Annotated in this window: 21 protein-coding genes; 18 read left to right on the top strand and 3 right to left on the bottom strand. The window is 64.6% G+C overall.

Going from position 1 to position 25733, the window contains the following annotated elements:
- Positions 1-7: 7 nt before the first annotated feature.
- A complete protein-coding gene (locus VIM95_RS20250) occupies positions 8-874 on the bottom strand; it encodes a YicC/YloC family endoribonuclease (RefSeq protein ID WP_331989349.1) in 867 nt (288 codons plus the stop codon).
- A gap of 322 nt (positions 875-1196) precedes the next feature.
- Here VIM95_RS20250 and VIM95_RS20245 point away from each other — a divergent pair, with 322 nt between their 5' ends.
- The 14 genes from VIM95_RS20245 to VIM95_RS20180 all read left to right on the top strand — a co-directional run bounded on the left by VIM95_RS20245 (position 1197) and on the right by VIM95_RS20180 (position 15359).
- Complete coding sequence (locus VIM95_RS20245) at positions 1197-2177, top strand: serine/threonine-protein kinase (RefSeq protein WP_331989347.1); 981 nt, start codon at positions 1197-1199, stop codon at positions 2175-2177.
- A complete protein-coding gene (locus tag VIM95_RS20240; RefSeq protein WP_331989345.1) occupies positions 2174-3088 on the top strand; it encodes a PP2C family protein-serine/threonine phosphatase in 915 nt (304 codons plus the stop codon). The genes VIM95_RS20245 and VIM95_RS20240 overlap by 4 nt, the downstream gene beginning before the upstream one ends.
- 90 nt (positions 3089-3178) lie before the next feature.
- A complete protein-coding gene (gene rph / locus VIM95_RS20235; protein WP_331989343.1) occupies positions 3179-3895 on the top strand; it encodes a ribonuclease PH in 717 nt (238 codons plus the stop codon).
- A 119-nt stretch (positions 3896-4014) separates the two neighbouring features.
- Positions 4015-5013, top strand: a complete 999-nt coding sequence (gene dusA, locus VIM95_RS20230; protein WP_331989342.1) for a tRNA dihydrouridine(20/20a) synthase DusA — start codon at positions 4015-4017, stop codon at positions 5011-5013.
- A 106-nt stretch (positions 5014-5119) separates the two neighbouring features.
- Positions 5120-5752: a retropepsin-like aspartic protease family protein gene (locus VIM95_RS20225; protein ID WP_331989341.1), complete on the top strand. Its 633-nt coding sequence runs from the start codon at positions 5120-5122 to the stop codon at positions 5750-5752.
- A complete protein-coding gene (locus VIM95_RS20220; RefSeq protein WP_331989340.1) occupies positions 5752-6249 on the top strand; it encodes a hypothetical protein in 498 nt (165 codons plus the stop codon). Before VIM95_RS20225 ends, VIM95_RS20220 begins: the two co-directional genes overlap by 1 nt.
- Positions 6246-6839 (top strand): RdgB/HAM1 family non-canonical purine NTP pyrophosphatase, encoded by a 594-nt coding sequence (rdgB, locus tag VIM95_RS20215; RefSeq protein ID WP_331989339.1) that lies wholly within the window; start codon positions 6246-6248, stop codon positions 6837-6839. Before VIM95_RS20220 ends, rdgB begins: the two co-directional genes overlap by 4 nt.
- Entirely contained in the window at positions 6836-7051 is a 216-nt protein-coding gene (locus tag VIM95_RS20210) for a hypothetical protein (protein ID WP_331989337.1), read from the top strand. The genes rdgB and VIM95_RS20210 overlap by 4 nt, the downstream gene beginning before the upstream one ends.
- A 45-nt stretch (positions 7052-7096) precedes the next feature.
- Positions 7097-8284 (top strand): radical SAM family heme chaperone HemW, encoded by a 1188-nt coding sequence (hemW, locus tag VIM95_RS20205; RefSeq protein ID WP_331989335.1) that lies wholly within the window; start codon positions 7097-7099, stop codon positions 8282-8284.
- A gap of 19 nt (positions 8285-8303) precedes the next feature.
- A complete protein-coding gene (locus VIM95_RS20200; RefSeq protein WP_331989333.1) occupies positions 8304-8684 on the top strand; it encodes a Rid family detoxifying hydrolase in 381 nt (126 codons plus the stop codon).
- Positions 8685-8852: 168 nt separating this feature from the next.
- Positions 8853-11117 carry an ABC transporter substrate-binding protein gene (locus VIM95_RS20195; RefSeq protein WP_331989331.1) on the top strand — a complete coding sequence of 755 codons (2265 nt, stop codon included), beginning with the start codon at positions 8853-8855 and terminating at the stop codon, positions 11115-11117.
- Complete coding sequence (locus VIM95_RS20190; protein ID WP_331989329.1) at positions 11114-12091, top strand: ABC transporter permease; 978 nt, start codon at positions 11114-11116, stop codon at positions 12089-12091. The genes VIM95_RS20195 and VIM95_RS20190 overlap by 4 nt, the downstream gene beginning before the upstream one ends.
- A gap of 10 nt (positions 12092-12101) precedes the next feature.
- Positions 12102-13502, top strand: a complete 1401-nt coding sequence (locus tag VIM95_RS20185) for an ABC transporter permease (protein WP_331989327.1) — start codon at positions 12102-12104, stop codon at positions 13500-13502.
- Positions 13503-13511: 9 nt separating this feature from the next.
- Entirely contained in the window at positions 13512-15359 is a 1848-nt protein-coding gene (locus tag VIM95_RS20180; RefSeq protein WP_331989325.1) for an ABC transporter ATP-binding protein, read from the top strand.
- A 244-nt stretch (positions 15360-15603) separates the two neighbouring features.
- Here VIM95_RS20180 and VIM95_RS20175 read toward each other — a convergent pair whose 3' ends face one another.
- A complete protein-coding gene (locus VIM95_RS20175) occupies positions 15604-16650 on the bottom strand; it encodes a SagB family peptide dehydrogenase (protein ID WP_331989323.1) in 1047 nt (348 codons plus the stop codon).
- Between the two features lie 131 nt (positions 16651-16781).
- A complete protein-coding gene (locus VIM95_RS20170) occupies positions 16782-16946 on the bottom strand; it encodes a hypothetical protein (protein WP_331989321.1) in 165 nt (54 codons plus the stop codon).
- Positions 16947-17156: 210 nt separating this feature from the next.
- Here VIM95_RS20170 and VIM95_RS20165 point away from each other — a divergent pair, with 210 nt between their 5' ends.
- From VIM95_RS20165 to VIM95_RS20150, 4 genes are all read left to right on the top strand, one after another.
- A complete protein-coding gene (locus tag VIM95_RS20165) occupies positions 17157-20459 on the top strand; it encodes a hybrid sensor histidine kinase/response regulator (protein WP_331989319.1) in 3303 nt (1100 codons plus the stop codon).
- Between the two features lie 254 nt (positions 20460-20713).
- Positions 20714-21562, top strand: a complete 849-nt coding sequence (locus tag VIM95_RS20160) for a hypothetical protein (protein ID WP_331989317.1) — start codon at positions 20714-20716, stop codon at positions 21560-21562.
- 400 nt (positions 21563-21962) lie between these two features.
- Positions 21963-25409 (top strand): TonB-dependent receptor domain-containing protein, encoded by a 3447-nt coding sequence (locus VIM95_RS20155; RefSeq protein ID WP_331989315.1) that lies wholly within the window; start codon positions 21963-21965, stop codon positions 25407-25409.
- Between the two features lie 7 nt (positions 25410-25416).
- The coding region (locus VIM95_RS20150) for a CHASE2 domain-containing protein (RefSeq protein ID WP_331989313.1) at positions 25417-25733 on the top strand (317 nt) is incomplete at its 3' end.

Genomic DNA, 25733 nt, shown 5'->3' with positions numbered 1-25733 from the left:
CCTTTGATTATTCGATATTTTGCACTTGTTCGCGCATCTGCTCGATCAGTACCTTCAGTTCCAGCGAGGCTTGCGAGGTATCGACCGCCACCGACTTGGAGCCCAGGGTATTGGCCTCACGATGCAGCTCCTGCATCAGGAAGTCCAGCCGCTTGCCGACCGCGCCACCGGTCTTGAGGATGCGGCGCAGCTCAACCAGATGGGTGCTGAGCCGGGTCAGTTCCTCGGCCACGTCGATCTTCTGCGCGAACAGCACCACCTCCTGCCGCACCCGGTCGTCGTCCAGGCTGCCCAGCGCTTCCACCAGGCGCTGCTTGAGCTTGTCGTCGTAGGCGGCAACGATGGCCGGCAGGCGCGGCTGCACCTCGGTCACGATGGCTTCGATCTTCTCGATCCGCTCGTGCATGGCGGCGGCCAGCTTGACGCCTTCGCGGCCACGGGTGGCGGTGAAGTCGGCCAGGGCCAGCTCCAGCAGCTCCAGTGCGGTCTGCTGCATGGCTTCGGGGGTGACGGCGTCGGTCGCCAGCACGCCGGGCCAGCGCAGGAGTTCGCCCATCTTGAGGTCGCCAGCCTGCGGAGCGATCGCGCGCGCCTGTTGCGACAGCGCCACCAGCTGGGCCAGCAACTCCTGGTTGAGCTGCAGCTTGGGCTGGGCCTCGGCGCGGGCTGAATAGCCGATACGGCAATCGAGCTTGCCGCGCGATACCTTGCCGGCCAGTTTTTCGCGGACCTGGTTCTCGATCAGCCGCAACTCTTCGGGCAGCCGCAGGTTCAGGTCCAGGAAGCGGTGGTTCACCGCGCGCAGCTCGACGCTGAGCAGGCCGCCGGCCAGTTCTCGGGTCGCAACGGCATAGCCGGTCATGCTCAATATCATGCGGGGGAGCTCCAGGATGGCGGGGTAGGCGTGGGTCGGATGGCTTTTTGAAACGGCCCAATAATCATGGCGACTTTGACTTTGTGACAGCCCAAAACCACAATCTGGCCGTTAAACCCGGATGTCATGCTTCATCCGGCTGACAGATGTTGCTTAAATATTATCATACTGCCCTGAGCACGGTCGTCGCCGTCCCGCCGCCCCGGGGCTGGCCGAGACCCGACGCCAGCCCAGACCGAGGGCGCCGACCGGCAGACTGCCGGCCTCGGCCCCGGTGTTTGAGTAGCGGATACTTTACGGAAAAGACAGGCGCGCAGCCCAGATGCCAGTACCCAGCAATTTCCCGCTTGCACGCGGTTATCAACTGCTCAACTACACCATCGTCAAGCAATTGTCGGCCGGTGGCTTTTCCATTGTCTATCTGGCGCACGACGAACTCGACCAGCCGGTGGCGATCAAGGAATACCTGCCCAATGCCTTGGCACTACGTAGCGAGGGCGAGAAGGTCATGGCCACCTCGGCCGACAATCTCGCGCTGTTCCGTCATGGCATGAAGTGCTTCTTTGAAGAAGGCAAGACGCTGGCGCAGATCCGTCACCCCAATATCGTCAAGGTGGTGAACTTCTTCCGCGCCAATGAAACGGTCTACATGGTCATGGAGTACGAGCGGGGGCGCACCCTGCAAAAGGAAATCCAGCTGACCGAAGGCGGGGTGAAGGAGAACATGATTCTCTACGTCTTTGCCCACCTGCTCAACGGCCTGCGCGAAGTGCACCTGAACAAGATGCTGCACCTCGACATCAAGCCAGCCAACATCTACATCCGTCGCGACGGTAGCCCTGTGCTGCTGGACTTTGGCTCGGCGCGGGATGCACTGAGCCCCTCGATCAACAAGTTCACGCCCATGTACACGCCGGGCTTTGCCTCGCCCGAGCAATATGCCGAACGTGACAAGCTCGGCCCCTGGAGCGATATCTATAGCGTGGGCGCCAGCATCTTCGCCTGCATGAGCGGTCTTGCTCCGCAGGCGGCCGACCAGCGGGTGAAAGAAGACAAGTACCAGTCGGTCAGGAAGCTCTGGGCCGGCCGCTATTCCGCCAGTCTCTTGGAGCTGGTGGACTGGTGCCTGCAGCTCGATCATCTGGCGCGGCCGCAGAGCGTGCGCGAAGTGCAAAAAGCGCTGGTGGGCATAGCCAGTGAGCCGCAACCCAAGCCTGGCCTGCTTGCCGGGCTCAAGGACAACCTGGCCCGTATTGGCCGTATGGAAATCCGCCTGGGTGGTGGCAAAGGAGAACAAAAATGAAATTCACCATCTTCCAGGAAACCCGCCAGGGCGCCCGCCAGTACAACCAGGACCGCATGTGCTACTCCTACAGCCGCGATTCGCTGCTGCTGGTGGTGGCCGACGGCATGGGCGGCCATCTGCATGGCGAAGTGGCGGCCCAGATCACGGTCGAACTGATGGCCGACCTGTTCCAGAAAAAGGCCCGTCCGACCATACAGAACCCGCACCAGTTCATTGCCGATGGCTTCATGAAGTGCCATGACGCCATCTTCAATTACGCCGCCAACCATAGCTTGCTCGAGACGCCGCGCACTACCGTGGTCGCTGCCATCGTGCAGGATGGCGTGTTGTATTGGGCGCACGTGGGGGATTCGCGGCTTTACCTGGTGCGCGAGGGCAAGGTCATGGCCCGTACCCGCGACCACTCCAAGGTGCAGCAGATGGTGGAGCTGGGCCGGCTGACCCCCGAGGAGGCCGAGCGCCACCCGGAGAAGAACAAGATCTACAACTGCCTGGGCTCCATGTTCCCACCCGAGGTGGAGATCGGCGGCAAGGTGCCGCTCAGCGACGGCGATACGGTGCTGCTCTGTACCGACGGGCTGTGGGGTGGGGTGACCCAGGGTGAGCTGGAGCAGATGCTGACCGGCTACCCGGTGCTCTATGCCTTGCCGCAACTGCTGGATCGGGCCGAGACCCGTGGTGGCATCCACGGTGACAACCTGACCGGGGTGGCGATCAACTGGCATGACGAGGATGATCCTTCGATCAGCGGCCTCTCGACCAAGAAGCTGTCCGACGGTGAGGTCACCACCCGGCTCAATACCCTGGCCTCCGACAAGGCGCTCAAGGAGAGCAAGGAGATCACCGAGGCCGACATCGAAGCGGCGATCCAGGAGATCCAGAACGCCATCAGCAAGTACTCGAAGTAAGCTCAGCAAGACGCCCGCCCCGTGCGGGCGTTTTTGTGCCCGGTGGCTGGCTGGGGTATGATTGGGCCTTGATTTTTAATGAGGTTTTTCATGCGCCCCTCCGGCCGCCAGCCCCAGGAGCTCCGCTCCGTCCGTATTACCCGCCACTACACCCGTCATGCCGAAGGTTCGGTGCTGATCGAGATGGGCGACACCAAGGTTATCTGTACCGCCAGCGTGGAAGAGAGCGTGCCGCCCTTCCTCAAGGGCAAGGGCGAGGGCTGGGTGACGGCCGAGTACGGCATGCTGCCGCGTTCCACCAATACCCGCATGAAGCGCGAAGCGGCGGCGGGCAAGCAGAGCGGCCGCACCCAGGAGATCCAGCGCCTGATCGGCCGCAGCCTGCGTGCCGTGGTAGACCTCAAGGCCCTGGGCGAGCGCCAGATCAGCATCGATTGCGACGTGATCCAGGCCGACGGCGGCACCCGCTGCGCCAGCATCACCGGCGCCTTTGTCGCCCTGTCCGACGCCATCGCCAAGCTCCTGGCCGAGGGCAAGCTTGCCGCCAGCCCGATCCGCGACCATGTGGCCGCCGTCTCGGTCGGCATCCACCAGGGCCGCCCGGTGCTGGACCTGGACTATATCGAAGACAGCGACTGCGATACCGACATGAACGTGGTGATGACTGGTGCCGGCGGCTTTGTCGAGCTGCAGGGTACCGCTGAGGGCGCCCCCTTCAGCCGCGCCGAGATGGATGCCCTGGTCGGTCTGGCCAGCGAGGGCGTTGCCAGCCTGATCGCCGCCCAGCGCCGGGCTTTGGCCGGCTGATCCTCGGTCAGCCAGCACCGCCGCCGGCCCTGGTCGGCGGCTTTCGTTTTTTTCGTGGGGTGCCGCAGGGCGCCTCGACCCGTGCCCGCCACGCCGGCAGGACGGTGGGAAGTAAAGCAATGAGCAAAGCCATACCCGAACGCCGTATCTGCCTCGCGCCCATGCTCGATTGGACCGATAGGCACTACCGCTACTTTCTGCGGCAGATCAGCCGCCACACCTTTCTCTATACCGAAATGGTGACCACCGGCGCCATCCTGCATGGCGACCAGGCACGCTTTCTGGATTTCTCCGACACCGAACATCCGGTTGCGCTGCAACTGGGTGGTTCGGAACCCGCGGACCTGGCCGAATGCGCCAGGCTGGCCGAGCAATGGGGTTACGACGAGGTCAACCTCAACGTCGGTTGCCCCAGCGAGCGCGTGCAGTCCGGTGCCTTCGGCGCCTGCCTGATGGAAGAGCCGCAGCTGGTGGCCGACTGCGTCAAGGCCATGCGCGACGTGGTGGGCATCCCGGTTACGGTCAAGCACCGCATCGGCATCAACGAGGTCGAGCACTACGAGTACCTGCGCGACTTCGTCGGCGCGGTGGCCGAGGCCGGCTGCGAGATCTTTATCGCCCATGCCCGCAATGCCATCCTCAAGGGCCTGAGCCCCAAGGAGAACCGCGAGATCCCGCCGCTCAAGTATGACTATGTGCATAGGCTCAAGCGCGACTTCCCAGGGCTCGAGATCATCATCAACGGTGGCATCGACAACTGGCAGAGCGTGGACGAGCAGCTGGCGCATGTGGATGGCGTGATGATAGGCCGCATGGCCTACCACGACCCCTACCAGTTCGCCGAGGTGGATCGCCGCTACTACGGCGATGAGACCGCCCCGCGCAGCCGCGCCGAGGTGGCCCGAGCACTCATGCCCTATATCGCCGAGCGCATGGCGGCCGGCCGCAGCCAGCCCAAGCATATCGTCCGCCATGTGCTGGGCCTCTACCAGGGCCGCCCAGGCGCCCGCAACTGGCGCCGCATGCTGTCCGACAGCAAGGTACTCAATGGTGCCGGGCCGGAGCTGATCGAACTGGCGCTGGCCGAGGTGGAAGGGCAGTCGGCGGGGCTGGCCTGAGCCTTCTCTTGCCCTTAGGCTCCGTTATCATCGTGGTGGTGCGGCAATCGTCCACTCGAACAGAATATGCCGCCGAGCACGGCGGACTTTGTGGAGGACTTGAACAATGCGTCATCTGCTTCTGATGCTGTGCTGTACCGCCACCTTGGCCGCGGAGCCTGTGCTGCTGGCGACCATGGGTAGCAAGGCCTCCGTGTCGTTCGGTGGCAAGCCGGTGACCCTGGCCGTGGGCGAGAGCCGCGATGGCGTCAAGCTCGTATCGGTCGGAGCCGATTCGGCCGTGTTCGAGAGCGGTGGCAAGCGCAGCACTGTGCAGCTGGGGCAAGGCTTCTTCGCGGCTGGTGGCGGCGCAGACAAGGGCGGCAGCGCCAACAGCGTTACCTTGTTCGACGCCGGCGGCGGGCACTTCATGGCCTCGGTTGGTGTCAACGGTGGCAGTGTGCGCGGCATGATCGATACCGGTGCGACAGCCTTGGCGCTGTCCGAGAGCCACGCCCGCCAGCTCAATATCCGCTTTGAACGTGACCGGCCGGTGCGGGTGCATACCGCCCAAGGGGTCAAGATCGCCTGGCTGACCCGGATCGATACCCTCAAGCTTGAGGGCATCACGCTGTATGGTGTCGAGGCCGTGGTTTCCGATGGTGGTTATCCGGAAGTGCCACTGATCGGCATGACCGTGCTCAACCAGCTGCAGATGCAGCGCGACGGCGACACCATGGTGTTGAAGAAAAAGTACTGATGAACGAACAGACGCAACTCGACCGTGAACTGAAGCAATGGGTGATCTGGCCGCCGGCCATGGCGCTGATGCTGGCCCTGGTGCTGGGCCTCTACCTGCTGGGTACCGCCGCTTTGCCGCGCTGGTCGGTATGGGGCTATGGCATCGTGATGCTGGGCGTGGTCTGGTGGTTGTTGCCCCGCCTTGCCTTCAAGCTCTGGCGCGAGGGTGACAGTCTGTACTGGCAGTGGGGTCAATTGCACCAGGGGCCGCTGCAGCAGGTGGCGCTGGTTGATATCGCCACGGTCGAAGTCGGCGAGCTGCCCGACAAGCCGTCCCGCCCTTCACGCAAAGTGGGCGAGATGGAGCTGCATGGCGGTAATTTCACCCCGGCGCTCAATCGTGGCGTCAAGCTCAGCCTGCGCGATGGACGTACCCTCTGGTTTGGCCTGCCGCAGCCCGATAAATTTGCCGCCGCCTTGCAAAAGGCCTGCGCCGCCACCATCTCCGCACCATGAAAAAGCTCGTCCTCGCCAGCAATAATGCCGGCAAACTCAAGGAATTCAGCCGTTTGTTCGCACCGCTCGATATCGAGTTGATCCCGCAGGGGCAGCTTGGCGTGAGCGAGGCGGAAGAACCGCATGTGACCTTTGTCGAGAATGCCCTGGCCAAGGCTCGCCACGCCGCAGCGGCCACCGGCCTGCCGGCGCTGGCCGACGATTCCGGCATCTGCGTGCGGGCACTGGGTGGTGCGCCGGGCGTGTATTCCGCCCGCTACGCTGGCGAGCCCAAGTCCGACGCTCGCAACAACGCCAAGCTGGTGGAGGCCCTGCGCGACAGCAGTGACCGCCGCGCCTACTACTACGTGGTGCTGGTGCTGGTGCGCCATGCCGATGACCCGCAACCGGTGATCGTCGAGGGCCGGCTCGACGGCGAAGTGTTGGCCGAGCCGCGTGGCCTGGGTGGCTTTGGTTACGACCCGTACTTCTTGATCCCGGCGCTGGGCAAGACTGCGGCCGAACTGACCGCCGAGGAGAAGAACCCCATCAGCCATCGCGGCAAGGCGCTGGCGGTGCTGCTGGACAAACTGCGGGAGGATGCGCTGTGAGCAAGGCCTGGCCCAAGTGGCTCAAAGACGATGGGGCAGTGGTAAGCTGCTTCGAGAAGGTCAAGGTCATGGAGGAGAACCTCAACGAGATCCGCCAGATGACCCAGGACGCCTTCGAAGATGGCCTCTTGATGGAGGTGTCCGAGGCGCAGATGCGCGAGGCCCTGCACCGCATGGTGGACCAACTGGTCAACCCCTATAACAAGGGCTGAGGCCCTGTCGCATACCTGGAGCCGGCGCCCCGCGCCGCCCTGATCATGATTCCGATTTCTTTGGCCAGCCCGACCCGCCATGGCGAGCTGACCGCGCTGCCACCGCTGTCGCTCTACATCCACTTCCCCTGGTGCGTGCGCAAGTGCCCCTATTGCGACTTCAACTCGCACGAGGCCCGTAGCGGTTTCGACGAGATGGGCTACGTCGAGGCCTTGCTGCGCGACCTGGAGCACAGTCTGCCGCTGTTCTGGGGCCGGCCGGTGCATACCATCTTCATGGGCGGCGGCACGCCCAGCCTGTTTTCGCCGCTGGCGATGGATACCCTGCTGGCCGGCATACGGGCGCGGGTCAAGCTGCTGCCGGATGCCGAGATCACCCTGGAGGCCAACCCCGGCACGGTGGAGGCCGACAAGTTCGAAGGCTACCGCGCCGCCGGCATCAACCGCTTGTCCATCGGCATCCAGAGCTTCAACCCCGAGCACCTCAAGGCCATAGGCCGCATCCATGACGATGCCGAGGCCCGCCGTGCCGCCCGCCTTGCGGGCGAGATCTTCGACACCTTCAACCTCGACCTGATGTTCGCCTTGCCCGGGCAGAGCCAGGCGCAGGCCTTGGAAGATGTGGAGACGGCGCTGGGCTTCCATCCCACCCACCTCAGCTGCTACCACCTGACGCTGGAGCCGAACACCTATTTCTACCGCTACCCGCCGGCCTTGCCGGATGACGATGCGGCGGCGGAGATGCATGACGCCATCGAGGCGCGCCTGGCGGCCGCCGGCTTCGAACACTACGAGACCAGCGCCTACGCCAAGGCTGGCCACCGTGCCCGCCACAACGTCAACTACTGGCAGTTTGGTGACTATCTGGGCATCGGTGCCGGCGCGCATGGCAAGTTGAGTTTCCCCGACCGCATCCTGCGGCAGGTGCGCTACAAGCAACCGGCGGCCTACCTCAAGGCCATCGCCGAGGGCAATGCGGTGCAGAACGAAGAGGTGCTGAGCCTTGCGGCGCGGCCCTTTGAGTTCATGCTCAATGCCTTGCGCTTGGCCGAGGGCTTCCCGGTGCCGCTGTTTGGCGAACGTACCGGCCTGCCGCTCAGCGTGATCGAGCAGCCCCTGCAGGAGGCCGAGCGGCTGGGCCTGATCGAGCGTGACTTCCGCCAGATCCGCCCCAGCGAGCGTGGTCGGCGCTACCAGAACCAATTGCTGCAGCTATTCCTGCAGGACGAGTAAACCAACCGAGGAGATACCCATGAGCAAGCAGATCATCCATAGCGACCAGGCTCCCAAGGCGGTCGGCACCTACTCCCAGGCGGTCAAGGTCGGCAATACCGTCTACCTCTCGGGCCAGTTGGGCATGATCCCGGCCACCGGCGAGCTGGCCGAGGGCTTCGAAGCCCAGGCGCACCAGATGTTCCAGAATCTGCGCGCCGTAGCCCAGGCCGCCGGCGGCGACCTGCAGGACATCGTCAAGCTGGGCGTATTCGTGATCGACCTTGGCAACTTTGCCAAGCTCAACGAGATCATGGGCCAGTACTTCAGCGCTCCTTACCCGGCCCGCGCCGCCATCCAGGCGGCCGCGCTGCCCAAGGGTGGCCTGGTAGAAGCCGATGCCGTGATGGTGTTGGGTTAAGTTTCCCGCGCCGCTCGAAACGGCCCGCCTTCGGCGGGCCGTTTTGCTGTCTGGATACCGGTATGCAAAAAGCCAACACGGTATAGACAAGTTAAGGCTGGTCTCAGGCCGGCATGGCATCATCCGCAGGCTGCGCCGTCCGGCCGTAGTCGTCCCCTGGACCCCACCATGCTGCCTGCCCTGTCCCGGCGTCTGTTGACGCTCTGCTGCCTACCCGCATTGCTGCTGCCTGCGGCTTGCGATGTCGCCAACCAGCCCTACCAGGAGGCACAGGTCAGTGGCAATGTGCTGTTCAGCTCCTTTCAGGAGCGGCCCAAATATCTCGATCCGGTCAGCTCCTACAACCTGAACGAGACCCCCTGGACCTACGCCGCCTACGAGCCGCTGCTGCACTACCATTACCTCAAGCGGCCCTATACCCTGGAAGGCCTGACTGCCACCGAGGTGCCGACCGCGCGCTATCTCGACAAGGACGGTAACCCACTGCCGGACAACGCGCCCTTCGACCAGGTCGCCACCAGCGTCTACACCATCAAGCTCAAGCCCGGCACACGCTACCAGCCGCACCCGGCCTTTGCCCGTGATGCCGCTGGCAAGTATCTGTACCAGGACCTCTCGCCCGCCCAGATCGAGGGCAAGCACTCCATCCTCGACTTCCCGCTGGAAGGTGCGGCCAGCAGCACCCGCGAGGCGACCGCCGAGGACTACGTCTACCAGATCAAGCGCCTGGCCAGCCCCTGGATTGCCACGCCGTCGCCCATCTACAACCTGCTCAACCAGTACATCGTCGGCCTCAAGGACCTGGGCGACCGGCTCAAGATCGAGCACGACGCGGCGGTGGCCCAGCGCGGTCCGCATGACCGCTACCTGCCCTGGCACGACCTGCGGCAGGAGCCGCTGTCCGGCGTGAAGGCGCTGGACGACCGTACCCTGGAAGTGCGCGTGATCGGCAAGTACCCGCAGATCAAGTATTGGATGGCGATGACCTTCTTTGTCCCCATCCCCTGGGAGGCCGACCGCTTCTACGCCCAGCGCGGCATGGCGGACAATTCGCTGTCCTTCAACAGCTGGCCGGTGGGTACCGGCCCCTATATGCTCACCGAGCAGAATGCCAACCGCTACGTGATGAGGCGCAACCCCAACTACCGGGACGAGCGCTATCCCAGCGAGGGCATGCCGGGCGACAAGGAGCGCGGCTGGCTGGCCGATGCCGGGCAGCGCCTGCCGCTGACCGACGAGCTGCACTTCTACCTGGAGAAGGAGCGCGAGCCGGAGATATCCAAGCTGATGCAGGGCTACTACGACCTGCCCGACCTCAGCCGTATCGACATTGCCTTCGCTCTGCTCAACGAGCAACAGGACAATACCGGCCGTGCCGAGCTGATGAAGGAACACGGCCTGCAGCTGATCCCGACGCTGGAACCGACCAACTGGTATATCGGCTTCAATATGCTGGACCCGGTGGTGGGCAAGGGCACCACCCCGGAGCAGGAAGTGCGCAACCGCAAGCTGCGGCAGGCCATCTCCATCGCGGTCAACTGGGAAGAGTTTGGCCCTATCTTCTTTGACAAGATGGGCCCCTCCGAAGCCGCCATGGGCCCCATTCCGCCCGGCCTGTTCGGCTACCGCACCGGCCAGGCCGGTATCAACCCCATCACCCATACCTGGCAGGATGGTCGCGCCCAGCGCCGGCCGCTGGAAGAAGCGCAGCGCCTGCTGGCCGAGGCCGGCTACCCGGGTGGGCGCGATGCGGTGACCGGCAAGCCGCTGATCCTCTTTCTCGATTCCAACGGCAACGGTCCCAACTACCAGGGCGAGATCGACTGGCGCAGCAAGCAGTTCGCCAAGCTGGGCATCCAGATCGAGGCGCGTGGCAACGACTACAACCGCTTTCAGGAACGGATGCTCAAGGGCAACGCCCAGGTCTATTTCTGGGGCTGGTTCTCGGACTACCCCGATCCGGAGAACTACCTCTTCCTGCTGACCACCTCGCAGGGCAAGGTCAAGAATGAGGGTGAGAACGCCTCCAACTACTCCAACCCCGAGTACGACCGGCTCTACGACGAGATGAAGGCGCTACCGGACGGACCCGAGCGGCAGAAGGTGATCGACCGCATGGTGGACATCGTTCGCGTCGATGCGCCCTGGAGCTTTGGCGTCTTCCCCGGCTCGGTCGGCATCTACCAGGCCTGGGTGCACAACGCCAAGCCCACCGCGGTGATCCAGGACAAGGCCAAATACCTGCGCGTGGACGGTGCATTACGGGCCAGCAAGCTCGCCGGCTGGAACCAACCCAGGGCCTGGCCCTTGGCGGTGGGCCTCTTGGCGTTGGCCCTGCTGCTCTGGCCGGGTTGGCGCCTCTACCAGCGCCGTGAGCGCGCCAGCGGACGTATAGCCAAGATGGCGGTGGCCGCCAGCAAGGACAAGCCATGATCAACTACCTGATACGCCGGGTGATCTATTCGGTGCTGGTACTGGCCGGCATCAACCTGGTGACCTTCTTCCTGTTCTTCTCGGTCAACACACCGGACGACATGGCCCGCCTGCAGCTCGGAGGCAAGCGGGTGGCGGCCGAGGCCATCCAGCGTTGGAAGGCCGAGCACGGCTACGACAAGCCGCTCTATTTCAACCCGCAGGCAGAGGGCGTAGGCAAGCTGACCAACACGGTCTTTGTCGAGAATTCGGTCGGCATCCTGCGGCTGGACTTCGGCAAGACGGTGGAGGGGCGCGACATCGCCTGGGAGCTGGGGCAGCGGGTAGGCCCGACCCTGGCCATGGCCACGCCGGTGTTTATCGTCACCGTGGGACTCTCCATCGTGTTCGCGCTCGGGCTCATGCTGTTTCGCTACAGTTATCTCGATACGCTGGGAGTGGTGGTGCTGGTGGTACTGATGTCCATCTCCTCGCTGTTCTTCATCATTACCGGCCAGTTTGTGTTCGGTCGGCTGATGGCCGTCATGCCGCTGTCGGGCTTCTCGCCGCCGCCCGGCATGTTCAAGTTCCTGGTGTTGCCGGTGGTGGTCTACGTGCTCTCCCAACTGGGACCGGATACCCGGCTTTACCGCACCATCTTCCTCGAAGAGCTGGGCAAGGACTATGTGCGTACCGCCCGGGCCAAGGGCCTGTCGGAGATCGCCATCCTCTTGCGGCACGTGCTGCGCAATTCCTGGATCCCCATCATCACCTCGGCCGGCCTTTTGCTGCCGGTGCTGCTGGTCGGTGCCATCGTGCTGGAGTCCTTCTTCGGCATACCGGGCCTCGGTAGCTTCACCATCGATGGCATCAACAACCAGGATTTCTCCGTGGTCCGCGCCATGGTGTTCTTTGGTTCCTTCGTCTACGTACTGACCTACCTGCTGACGGATTTCGCCTATGCCTGGGCCGATCCGCGCGTCAGGCTGCAATAAGGCCCCGCCCGTGAAGATCGTCACACTCTGGACCGACTGGGTCGTCTTTTTTGTTCTCGCCGCGCTGTGCACCTATATCTGGCGGGTGGCCCGTACCCCCCATCTGGCGGTGACCTGGCGCAAGGCCTTCCTGAGCGCGCCAGGTTCGGCTGCGGCTACCGTGCTGGCCATGTTCGTGGCCATAGGCGTGATCGACAGCCTGCACTACCGGCCGCTGCTGGAGGCAGCCCCTGGCAAGGAGGCGGTGTACGCACCCGAAACCCTCTCCCTGCTCGACCATCTGCTGGCCGCCCAGCGCGAGGGCAAGGAACGCAGCTATTCGGCGCCTCTGGCCTACGTGGCCTTCGAGAAGGAGGCGGTGATCGTGAATGGCGAGCCGCGCCGCGAATACCAGCGGCTGGCCCATGCCGGCAACCATCTGCAAGTGCCGGAGCAGGATTGGGCCGGTGACATAAGCCGCCGCTGCCTGGTCGGTGCCGTGCTGGGCCTGTTGCTGGCTGCCTTGGTGGTTGCGGCCTACCTGCTGCTTGTCTCCCGCCGCCAGCAGATCGAGCTGGGTCTGGCCTGGCAGCGTTTGCGCCGTGGCGAAGGTCGCTACCCAGTCCGTACCGTGCTCGCCACCGTGGCCGTGCTGTGCCTGCTTTGGGGTGTGGTGGCCCAGCTTGCTGGTGGCTACCACGTGTTTGGTACCGATCGCGTGGGTAACGACCTCCTCTACGTGGTGCTCAAGAGCCTGCGCACCGCGCTGGTGATCGGCACCATGTCCACCCTGGTCACCATGCCCATCGCCGTGGGCCTGGGCATCATGGCAGGCTATCTGCGCGGCTGGGTGGATGAGGTGATCCAGTACCTCTACACCGTGATCAACTCCATCCCCTACGTGCTGCTGATCGCAGCCACGGTGCTGATCCTGATGGTGTTCATCGAGAACAACGGCGACCTCTTCCCGACCTCGGCGCAGCGCACCGATGCGCGCTTGTTTTTCCTTTGCGTCATCCTCGGCATGACCAGCTGGACCGATCTGTGCCGCCTGATCCGCGGTGAGGTGATCAAGCTGCGCGAGGCCGAGTACATCCAGGCGGCACAGGCCTTTGGCGTCAGCACCTGGCGCATTCTCAGCGTGCACCTCCTGCCCAACGTCATGCACCTGATCCTGATTAGCTTGGTGATCAATTTCTCCGGCCTCGTGCTGGCCGAGGCCGTGCTGTCCTATGTGGGCATCGGCGTGGACCCGTCCATGCAGAGCTTTGGCACCCTGATCAACACGGCCCGCCTGGAGCTGTCGCGCGAGCCGGCCGTCTGGTGGACGCTGGCGACCGCCTTTGTCTTCATGTTCAGCCTGGTGCTGTCTGCCAATCTCTTCTCCGATGCGATCCGCGATGCCTTCGACCCGCGCGCCATCCATAAATAGGCCATCGCCATGCTGACACTTGAAGCACTGCGTACCGAGATCTATTCCAGTCAGGGCATCGTCACCCCGGTAGACGGGGTGAGCCTCCATATCCAGCCGGGCGAGACCTTTGCCCTGGTGGGCGAGTCGGGCTCGGGTAAGTCGGTGACCGCCATGTCCATCGCCCGGCTGTTGCCGGACAACGGCCGCATCGCCGGTGGCGACGTCAAGCTGGGTGAGACCGGCCTCGCCGATCTGTCCGAGCGTGAGATGCGCCACTACCGTGGTCGCCGCATCGGCATGATCTTCCAGGAGCCCGGCACCAGCCTCAACGCGGTGCTGACCGTGGGCAAGCAGATCGTCGAAGCCATCGAGACCCATACCGCCCTGCGCGGCGAGGCGGCCCGGGCCAAGGCGGTGGACTGGCTGCGCCGGGTCGGTATCCCCGAGCCCGAACGGCGTATAGACAGCTACGCCTTCCAGCTCTCCGGCGGGCAAAAGCAGCGGGTGATGATCGCGCTGGCGCTGGCGGCCGAGCCTGAGCTCCTGATCGCCGACGAGCCCACTACCGCACTCGACGTGACGGTGCAAAAGCAGATTCTCGACTTGCTCCTGGACCTGCAGCGCGAGCGCGGCATGGCCATCCTGCTGATTACCCATGATCTGGGCGTGGTAGCCCAGGTGGCCGACCGGGTGGGCATCATGTATGCCGGAGAGCTGGTGGAGTTGGCCAGCAAGGAGGCCTTCTTCTCCCGCCCCTTGCACCCCTACGCCAACCGGCTTCTGGGTGCGTTGCCCGATGTGGACAAGCGCGGCCATCTGCTGGAGGCCATCGCCGGCAGCGTGCCGCCGCTCAACCAGACCTTTGCCGGTTGCCGCTTTGCGCCGCGCTGCCACTCGGCCACCGAGCGTTGCCGCAGCGAGCTGCCGGCCATGTATGAGCCACAGCCTGCGCACACGGTGCGCTGCTTTGCCTATGCGGCCGAGCAGCCGGTAGCGCTGCAGGAGCGACCGCCTGCCGAGCCGTCTGCTGAGCTAGCCCGCAAGGCCCGCGCCAAGGCCCCCTTGCTCAGTGTGGACAAGCTGCGGGTACGCTTTCCCATCCGCTCCGGCCTCTTGCAGCGGGTGACAGGCTATGTGGATGCCGTCCACGAGGTGTCTTTCGATCTTTACCCCGGCGAGACCCTGGCCTTGGTGGGTGAGTCCGGCTCGGGCAAGACCACCACCGGCAAGGCGATACTGCAACTCCTGCGCGGCACGGCAGTGGTGGATGGGGTGGCCAGGCTGGGTGACGTAGACCTGATGCATGCCAGCGCGGCCGAGCTCAAGCGCGCCCGGCGCGATATCCAGATCATCTTCCAGGACCCCTTCGGCTCGCTCAACCCACGGATGCGGGTAGGCGAGATCCTGGAGGAGGGCATACAGGCGCTACGGCCGGAGATCGACGGTGCCGGCAGGCGCCAGCGCATTGCCGCGTTGCTCGACCAGGTCGGCCTGCCCCTGGCCGCGCGCGACAAATACCCGCACGAATTCTCTGGTGGTCAGCGCCAACGCATTGCCATCGCCCGCGCCTTGGCAGTGGAACCCAAGTTGATCGTCTGCGACGAGCCGACCTCAGCGCTGGACGTGTCGGTGCAGGCGCAGATCCTCAACCTGCTCAAGGACCTGCAGCGCGAGTTGGGGGTGGCCTACCTTTTCATCACCCACAATATCGGCGTGGTGGAGTACCTGGCTGACCATATTGCAGTCATGCAGTCCGGCCGTATCGTCGAGGTGGGCGCCAGCGGCAGCCTGCTGACGGCGCCGAATCATGCCTACACCCAGACGCTCTTGGCGGCGGTGCCGCGTGCCAAGCTGGAGGACGCGGTCCCCGCCTAGGCTGGGAGCCATTCTTTGCGGGGCGCTGGCGAGCGCAGCGAGGTTCCCCGCTGGCGGGCGGGGCGAAGGGGTAGGGGCTGGATAAAGGGTCTAGCCACCGTACCAGACTGCGCAGCTGGTTAGCGCCCGGGTGAGCGAAGTCGTTGGCACCGTAAGGTGGCTTACTACTTCGGCCTACTCCTTGCGGGTATCCCCGGGCGCCATAGCAAGTCTATTCCCTACACTGCAGTAAACTCCTTGCCGGCTAGACGGGGTAGCCCACGCCGGTGACATAGAGTACCGATTCGCTCACGCCGTCTATGCCCAGGTCGTGTTCGATCAGGGTGTCCTTGAGCGCGGCGGTGCAGAAGGGCGCCAGCCCAAGGTCGGTGGCGGTCAGGCAGAAGGTCTGGCCCAGATGGCCGGCATCCAGCAGTACCACCCGGTAGGCACGTGCCTTGTGATACTTCCACATGGTGCGCGGAAAGACCGCGGTCATCAGAAACAGCGCCGCCGCCTGGCCGGTATAGCGCTGGTCGGCACAGTAGCGGGCTGCCAGCTCCGGGCTGGCGGCCACATTCAGCGCCGCCAGGCGGTGCTCGAGCGGGTGGTAGTGGTAGATGCCGGCCGCCAGTCCCTCCACCTGTAGCGCCATCAGATAGACCTCGACCGGATGCCGGGCGCCACCCGAGGGGCTGGTCTTGAGCGGCAACTGGCCAAAGGTCGGCGTCTCTGCATGGCCCGTCACACCCCAGCACAAGGCCAGGAGCTGCGACACCGTCGCCAGGGGGAGCGGCCGTTCGCTGAAGCGACGGTGGGTACGGCGCGCCAGCAGGACTTCCTGGAAGGCACTCTGCGCCGCTTGGCGTTCAGGCAAGGCTATCGACGGCAGGCCCGGCTGCGATTTGTAGCTCGGCGGCGGCGGGCTGTCCGGCAGGCTGGCGGCCTTGAGCTCGGCGCTGGAGTCGCGGTTCACATAGGCCGTATCCTTGGTCGAGAAATGCAGGCCGGCATCGGGCAGCCAGGGCGCCCACTGCTCAGTGATGGCGGTATCCAGCGCCGCCTCCGGACTGCCCTCGGCGACCAGCAGTCCTTGCGCCAGCAGGTCCCGCACCGCCTGATCCACGCTGTCTGGCGCATAGCCGGGCAATAGGGCTAGTAGCTGCTCGCGGCTGCACCAGTCGCCAAGCTGGTCCAGCAACCAGCGGGCGCTGTCGTTGGCCGCGACACAGCGCCGCTGGGCGTAGTTGTGGAATACCTGCTCACCGTCCTGCCAATAGCTCAGCAAGGTGCCTGCTCGCCTGAACCGCATCGTACTTCCTCCTCGGGGCTGGGCCTTGCTGTGTTGTAGCAAACCTGCGCTTTTATCCCCTGAAAACGCACAAGGCCCGGCAGACCATGGTCTGCCGGGCCTCGTACGGTAAATGCGGCTGGCGTAGCCGCTCAATCAGCGTCTATATCGTGGGAATGGGTGGCGATCGCGTCGAATTGGGATTGCACCGGCTTGAGGCCCAGGTCCAGCTGCTTCAGTTGGACCGGCTGTGCGGTTTGTTGAACCAAGCTTGCTTCCAAGTCCTGCTGCTTAATGTCATGAAACGTCGTCGCCATGATTACCTCCAGATGCGCGTTGAACACATGAACGATTAGCCCTTGGCGGCAATGCCGACGCATGAGCCGGTTTGAGTATTCAAGGCCTGTTTTTTCATTGCAATGCCGCGTGGCAGAAAGCCTGATCTGGCCGCCGACCGGTAGTTCGACGATCTGCCTGGTTGGTGGTTTTTATATTGATATCAATGACTTGATAGGAACAGGCCAGGCATGCGCGAGGGAGGGTTCAGCGCTTGGGTGCGGACTGCCGTAAGGCTGGCCTGGCTGGCGATTTGGCTGTGCGTGGCTACGCCCGGGCAGGCCCACCCCATCGCGATCGAGTCGCTGTGCGGTGCCAAGCTGCCGACCCCGGCCCAGTTGGCTGGGCCCTTGCCCTGGCAGGCGGCGCCCGAGGGCAGGGTACTGGTTGAGCCGGGCTTTCCCTGCTGGATCCGCGTCAACGTGCCCTTGCGCGATGATGACCGGGACGGCCACACCCTGTCCTACTACAACGCCAAATCCAATGTGCAGCTCTACGACCGAGATGGCCGGCTGCTGGGAGAGGCGCAGCGTAGTGGTGAAAACAGGCAGGCCATCATCGTGGGTGACCTCGTCAACTTCAATCCAGGCCACGGGCTCAGGCCACCGCTCTATCTGCGCATCGAACTGGTGCCTGATACCCTCTACCCCACCTACGCCCGTTTCCAGTTCGAAGAGCCGATCAGTGCCATCCGTACTGCCCAGCGCAAGGAATCGCAGGATATGTCGGTGGCGCTGTTCTTTGTTGCCATTGCCGGCTTCACCGCCTGCCTTGGCCTCGCGCTGCGGCAACCGCTACACCTGCTGGTCAGCCTGCTGGCCCTGTTCTACGCCGCCTATGAGCTGGTCTACCGTGGTGCATACAGCGCGTTTGGCTATTCATCGACACTGATGTGGCTGCACTCCAATTCCAATTTTGCCAGCGGCTTGTTGGCAGCCCTGCTGTCGGTACGCTTCGGTAGCTTTCGGCGTCATAGTCCTCGGCGGGCCTGGGCCTTGCAGGGCATTGCCGCACTGTTCCTGCTCTTGGGCCTGCTCACCAATCTTGCGCCACCCAGCTGGCGGATCGAGTGTCTGACCTGGGGCGAATCCCTGCTCTTCCCCATGGGCGTGGTAGCCATCAGCGCTGCCTGGACCGGCTGGCGGCAAAACACCGCAGGCTGTCGGTTCTTGCTGGTGGCGCTGGTACCAGAGACGCTGTTCCACCTCGTGGTCATGCTGGCCAATCTGCTGCAGGGCGGCATGGGCGCCCTGGTGCCGCAGTTCGCGGCGCCAGGCAGTCTGTTTTCGCAGCTGCAGAGCATGTGGCTGCCGCTGATGTTCTTTCTCAGCCTGCTCGCAGCCAGCCAGCGCCTGCTGCTGGATCTGCGCGCCTCCGAGCGGCTCCTGGAGCATCGGGTGCAGCTGCGTACCCAGGAGCTGAGCGAGGCCAATACCCGCCTCCTGGCCCAGGAGCAGGCGCTGAGCCGGGCCACCCAGGTGGCGGAGAATGCCTCCCGGCTCAAGAGCCAGTTCCTAGCCAATATGAGCCACGAGATCCGCACCCCGATGAACGCCGTGATCGGCATGGCTTATCTCGCGCTCAAAACCAATCTCGACCCCAAGCAGCGCGACTACGTCAGCAAGATACACAGTGCGGCCAATATGTTGCTGGCGGTGATCAACGACATTCTCGACTTCACCAAGATTGAAGCCGACCGGTTGGAGCTTGAGCGCATCAACTTCTCGCTCGACGAGGTGCTGGGCAGCGTGGCCACCATGACCAGCCAGAAGGCCCAGGAAAAGCAGCTGGAATACCTGTTTCAGGTCGCCCCCGATGTACCGCGCTACCTGGTGGGCGACCCGATGCGGTTGGGTCAGATCCTGGTCAATCTGGCCGGCAACGCCACCAAGTTCACCGAGCATGGCCATATCCGGCTCGACTGCGAGGTGAGGTCGCGCGAGGGCAGCCGGATCACGCTGGGTTTTATGGTCAGCGATACCGGCATAGGCATGCAGCCCGAGCTCTTGACCCAGCTGTTCAAGCCCTTTACCCAGGCGGATGGCTCCACCACCCGGCAGTACGGCGGTACCGGACTGGGGCTCAATATCAGCAAGCGGCTGGTGGAGATGATGGGTGGCGAGGTGGGTGTCGAGAGCGTACCTGGGCGGGGCTCACGCTTTCGCTTTACGGTCTGCTTCGAGCTGGGCCAGCCACCGGCCACAACCGGCGGCGACCCGCTGGCAGCGGTACGCGGTAAACGGGTATTGGTGGTGGACGACAATGCCCTGGCGGCGGAGATCCTCTGCGCCTTGCTGGCGGAGCTGGGACTCGCGGCCGACCAGGTCGACAGTGGTGCTGATGCCTTGCAGCGGCTGATGGAGATGGACGCTGAGCGTCCCTACGACATCGTATGCTGCGACTGGAAGATGCCCGACCTCAACGGCATGGAGGTGGCGCTGGCGATGCGCCGCGCCGGCCTCAGCAGCACGCCGCGCTTCGTGCTGGTCACCGCCTTTGGTCGTGAGGAGATATTGCAGCAACGCGAAGCGGAGGCGGTCGACGCCTTCCTGCTCAAGCCTACGACCCAGCAGGCCTTGTCCATCGTGCTGCGCCAGCTCTATGCGCCGCCACCCGAGCCGGGTGCCGCCCAGACGACTGAGGCCGCATTGCGTTGGCGTGGTTGCCGCGCCCTCCTGGCCGAGGATAACGACATCAACCAGCAGATCGCAGTCGAACTCATGGAGGCGGAGGGCTTCAAGGTCGAGGTCGCCGGCACCGGCCGGGAGGCTCTGCGCATGCTGGAAACCCGGGCGGACGACTACTACCACCTGATCCTGATGGATGTACAGATGCCGGACATGGACGGCCACGAGGCCACCCGGCGCATCCGCGAGACCGAGCGCTACAGCCATATCCCTATTCTTGCCATGACCGCCCATGCCATGGTCGAGGAACGCGAGCGCTGCATACGTGAGGGCATGCAGGACGTGATCATCAAGCCGGTCGATCCCGAGGGTATGTTCCGCATCATCGCCCAGTGGCTGCCGCCCATGCTGATTGACAAGCTGCAGGCCAATGGCCGGACCGAGCCCGCCGCCGAGGAGCCGCAGGCGCCGTTGGTACTGGCGGGCTTTGACACCGAGCTCGCGGTCAAGCGCATGGGCGGGCGGGTGGCCTTCTATCACCGCATGCTGGCCAAGCTGCCACGCACCTTGGGGGATACGCCGGCCAAGATCGAGCAGGCCTTGGCCGAGGGTGATCTGGAGACCGCGCACCGGGTGGCGCATACCGCGGTCGGGGTGGCGGCCAACGTCGGTGCGGTCGACCTGGAAGCCACCGCCCGACAGCTTGCGGCCAACTTGCAACGGGCTGAGGGCTCGGAGGAGGCCGCCCGGCAGGCATTGCTGGCGAGCTACCGTGTCCAGCTGGAGCGGGTGCTGGCGCAGGTCCTGCAGCATTTCCCGGATGCCGCCCCCGTGGTGGCCGTGCCGGAAAGCCGCGCCGCGAACTAATCCGTTTGTCGGCCATCCCACCGCGATGCGGCGGCCGTGCAATTTGTTACAAGCTGGAAATCAGCTTTTACACCGGCTCAATATATACTGCCGCCGCAAGGACTTAGGCCGGCCATTTCCGGCGGGCCTGCTTCAAAACGGATATTGCTTGAGTAGCGGCGCGGTTAGGCGTCAGGGTGATCGTAGCGGTGGGTGTAAACAGCGTAAGTGAATTGGCCGCATTGGCGCCGACGAGCGGCGGCTATGGTACGCGCATGCCCATTTGGCAGGACCGCGGTGGCTACATCACCATCACCATCCGGCGCCGCTCCTTGGTGGCCATCGTCATCGCGGTGTTGGTGCACCTCATGTTGCTGTTCGCCATCCTGCGCCAGACCCAGAAGATAGGCGAGGAATCGGACAAGCCGCGCAGCAAGGTGGTCTACCTCAACCTGAATCCGGCCGACAGCATGAAGCTGGTGCAGGTCCACGAGCCCAAACCCAAGCCGGAGAAGATCAAGCCCGAAGTCGAGCCACGGCCCGAGATCCCGCGCCCGCATGCGATCACTGTGCCGCGGGTGCACAAGCCGCGCGAGGAGCCCAGGCCACCGGCACCCAGCCCCATGACAGCCCCGCCGCCCGAGCCGGCGCCGCCCCCGCCGCAGCCCATGGCGGCACCGCCGGCGACCGATTTGCAGGCCTACCTCAACGCCCAGCGTGAGCGCCGTCGCGCCGCCGAGCAAGCCGCCAACGGCCCGCCCCAACCCACCGCCGACGAGATCCGCGACGCCAATATCCGGCGTAATCTGCAGCCGCCGGGGACCAATGGCATCTTCCAGATCCTGAGCAAGAGTCTGCATACGGCCACCTTCTCCTTCCGTGGCTGGACCACCAATAGCGCCAATGCCAAGCGTGAGGTGATCGAGGTCAGCGTGGGTATGAACGACGATCTGGATCGCGCCATTGTGCGCAAGATGATCGAGCTGATCCGCCGCTACTACACCGGTGACTTCAACTGGGAGTCGCAGCGTCTGCACCGAACGGTGGTGCTGTCGGCGCGGCCGCAGGATACGGCCCAGCTTGAGGAATTCATGATCATGGAGTTCTTTGGGCCTGGGAGGTAGGACGTTTGTGGAGATCTGCTGCGGCAGTGCTCCGCCCGGCTAAGCCGGGCGTTATGCGGCAGCGGTTGATCAACCGCCCCTCGCTTTATTGAATCCTCTCCCCCCGAGCTTTGCACGCACAGGTTCTAGGCTCGCAAGCTCGCCAAGAACTCTGGCAGCCTCGCCGCCGCGAGGGAGCCTCGCTGCGCTCGTGGGCGCGCGGAATGGCCATTGCGCCGGATACCCCCGCTTTTTGTGACGCTCCTGAGAGAGCCATGTCCGCTTTTACTGGCTGATTGAAGCGGCCTATCTTTCGTCGATCCCTGTTTGTGTTCGCCAGCTGTGCTGACTAGGCTGAAATCCTGGTCGCCGAGCTTGGCTATACCTCGGCCCGCTGTAGTTCGACAGGGAGGTCGAATCCATGCGCGACGATGGTGCTCGTTTCACGCCCTTGTCTTGGCGGTATGCGCCCCGGCTGTGTGTCCTGCTGTTGGCCGGCCTCTTTCCCGCCTGGGCAAGCGACGCCCAGATCGTCAGCCTGGTCGGCCAGGGCGAGAGCCATGGTCCGGACAGCCAGGACTGGCGGCGGGCGGTGCTGCAGCAGCAACTGACCGCCGGCGATTATGTTCGCACCCTGGACTACAGCCAAATGGCGCTGCTCTTGCGCGACCAGACCCAGTTGCGGCTGAACCAGAATAGCCTTCTGCAGGTAAAGTCCCTGGCCGCCGCCGGCCAGCCCACGCGGCTGCTGCTCAAGAGCGGCCGCAGCTGGATGCAGCGCAAGGGCACCGATGCTCGCGCCCAGGCCGGCCCGCCGGTGCTGGAGATTGAGACCCCCAATGCCGTTGCCGCCATACGTGGTACCGATTGGGAGCTGGTGGTGCAGGAATCGGGCATCGCCACCCTGACCGTGTTCTCCGGCGAGGCCGAGTTCTACAACCCCCTGGGACGGGTCAGCGTGGCGGCCAATGAGCAGGCCACGGTCGAGCCGGGCAAGGCGCCGGTCAAGATCTTGCTGACCCAGGCGCGTGACCGCATCCAGTGGGTGACCGCCTACCAGCCGCAGGCCATGCGTTGGGGTGCCAGCCAGCTACCCGGCGGGGCCGGCATTGCGGCTGCCATTGAGGCGGGCCGCTATGCCGAAGTGCTGCCCATGCTGGAGCGCGAGCCGCTGCAAAGCGCGGCGCAGGCGGCGGTGCTGGCTGATCTTTACCTCGCGCAGGGCCGGTTGGACGAAGCCATTACCCTTCTGGAGCGAGCGCGGCCACGCTACCCGGCAGCGGCCGAACTGCCGGCCTTGCTGTCGCGCGCCTATGTGATTGCCGGCCGGTCCGATGCGGCCAGCAAGCTGCTGCTTGATGCGCAGCAGCGCTACCCACAGTCGCAGGAGGTCGGTTTGGCCGGTGCCGACCTGGCACGCTACGAGGGCCGGGCCGAGGCCGCCAACGCCGGCTACCGTCAGGTGCTGGCGCTCAACGACGCCAACGCGCCGGCCTGGTTCGGGCTGGGGGTGGTGGCCAGTGAGCGCGAGTATGTGCGCCGTGCGCGCGACTATCTGGGCCAGGCGCTGCAGCGCGCACCGCAAGGCCCTGGCTACCAGGGTGAGGTCGGCACGCTGGAGACCTTTGCCGACAACTATCCGGCTGCCAGCCTGGCCTTCGAAGCGGCGCTTGTCAGCAAGCCGGACGACTATGTGGCGCTGACCGGGCTGGGGCTGCTGCAGCTCAAGCGTGGCGAGACGGATGCCGCGCTGTCGTCCTTTCTCAAGGCCACGGTGATCGAGCCGCGCTATGCGCGGGCGGTGCTCTACACCGGAGTGGCCTACTACCAGCAGGGCAAGGCCTACGCAGCCCAGGAGCGCTTCCGCCGCGCCGCAGAGCTGGACCCGCACGACCCCTTGCCCTACATCATGCTGAGTGTGGTGGCCAATGACGCCATTGAGCCTGGCGAGGCGGTAGAGGCTGCGCAGCAGGCGGTGCAGCGCTTGCCCTACCTCAAGTCGCTTAACCAACTGCTCAACAACCAGAAGGGCAGTGCCAACGTTGGCGCGGCGTTGGCGGCGTTTGGCCTGGAGGACTGGGCCCAGCACTATGCCTATGCCTCCTACAATCCCTACTGGGCCGGCAGCCATCTGTTCCTGGCCGATCGCTTCAATGGCACCTTCGACAAGAATTCCGAGTTGTTCCAGGGCTTTCTGAGCGACCCGACCGTGTTCGGTGCCTCCAACCGCCAGTCCACCTTGCTGCCCAAACCGGGCGACTACGCCACCCTGATCGCCGGTGCCTTGCACCAGTCGGTCAAGGTCACGTCTTACGACGTTACCTTCAATGGCTACCACAACCAGTACCGGCCCTTTGCCTACTTCGTCGAGCAGGCAGGGGTCAGCGCCCGACCGGCCAGCGGCACCCTGGATGGTGACGTGGGCCTGACCACCCTGGGCCTGGGGCTGCGGCCGCGGCATGATGTGGGGCTGTTCCTGTTCGCCAACCAGGAACGGCTGGACAGCCTTTTGACCGACCTGGCCAATGGTTTTGACCGTACGCCGCAGGAAGGGCGCAATAAACGTGTCGATCTGGGCGTTAACATCAAGTTCGCGCCCGATTCGCAGTCCTGGTTCAAGCTCGGTAGCGGCCAGGACAAGCGCATGGTCAGTGGCGTGGTGGTCGACAGGCCCGGCTATACGCTCTTTTCGGCAGTCTTTCCGCTCAATACCTTTTCCGACACCGGTGATTACCTCAGCCGCAGCAATCTGCGCGCCGAGGACGCGCAGTGGCGGCATGTGCTCGATATCTCGCCGCGCTGGCAGCTGGGCGTGGGGGCAGAATACGGCCGGCAGCGGCTGCCGCTCGACATTCAGCAGAACCTGCCGACTGACGCCGGCATGTTCTACTACGGCCTGCGTGAGCGGACCGTGCACCGCTCCAGTGACCTCTACCTCAGCAGCCGCTGGCAACCGGGTGAGCAGTTGTTGCTGCAGCTCGATATCGTGCACCAGCAGCTGCGCAAGTCCTTCCAGCGCGAGCAGTTCTTTGGGGTGGTGGACCTGTTCGAGATCCCGCAGGACCGCAGCAGCGACGACGATATCAAGGCCACCAACCCGCGCCTGGGCCTAGCCTGGCAGCCGGTGGAGGGGCATACCCTGCGGCTGGCTTGGCAGAAGTGGCGGCGACCGGCCATGCAGAACAGCCTGGGGCCGATCGATACGGCCGGCATTCCGCTGGATGACCGGCTGGTCGCCATAGGCGGCAGCCTGCAGCGCGCCAGGGTGCAGTACGAGTGGGCGTTGCCCGACGGTAAGAGCTTCCTCAATGTCTATGCCGACCGGCGCAAGATCGACAATCTGCTCAATCCCGGCGGCACCCTGGTGACCGGCACCGCGCTCGACACCCTGGAGCGGTTGCGCAAGCTGTTCCAGTACGGCCAGGGGGCGGTCGACTACTACGAGGCCACGCCCGACTTCGCCGCCGGCAAGGTCGATAGCGCCGGTCTTGCCGCCAACCATATCGTCGGCCCGCGATTGGCGCTCTCGGGCGCCTATGTCTACCAGGCCAGCCGCAATACTTTGGGCGCTGCCGAGGGCAATGCCCTGCCGTTGTTGCCGCGGCAGATGGTGCAGCTGGGGGTGACCTGGATCGCCGTGCCGCGGCTCAAGCTCGACGCCATCGCCATCTACCGCACCGCCCGCTATGTGGACGAGGCCAATAGCAGCCAGCTGGCCAGTGGCTGGAATGGCTCGCTGCGGGCCAGTTGGGAGTCGGCCGACAAGCAATTCGGCATCACCTTACGGGCCGAGAACCTGCTGTCACGCTCGACGACCGCCTTTGACCGCAAGGCCCTCCTGGGCCTTCAGCTTGCCTGGCGGCTGTGAGGGTCTGGTGGACGTGCGACGCGGAGGGCACCACCTGGGGCGCTGGGCCAGGCAGACGGCGACGGTCTGGCTGGCGGTGCTCGCGGCTGGGCTGCTGGGCTTGAGCCCGGCTTGGCAGGCGGTGGAGCAGGGCGGTTTCGATCTGCTCACACGCTGGACTGCACCCGGTCCCAGCGGCCTGCCTATCACCGTGGTCCTGATCGACGAAGAATCCATGGCCCATCTCGGGCGTCAGTGGCCCTGGCCGCGCAGCCTGCACGCCCAGCTGCTGACGCAGCTCAAGTCGGCTGGTGCGGCGGTGGTCGCCTTCGATGTGCTGTTTGC

This window comes from Chitinimonas sp. (genome assembly GCF_036568685.1).
Lineage (GTDB): Bacteria > Pseudomonadota > Gammaproteobacteria > Burkholderiales > Chitinimonadaceae > Chitinimonas.
This window is presented reverse-complemented; position numbering and strand designations above follow the sequence as displayed.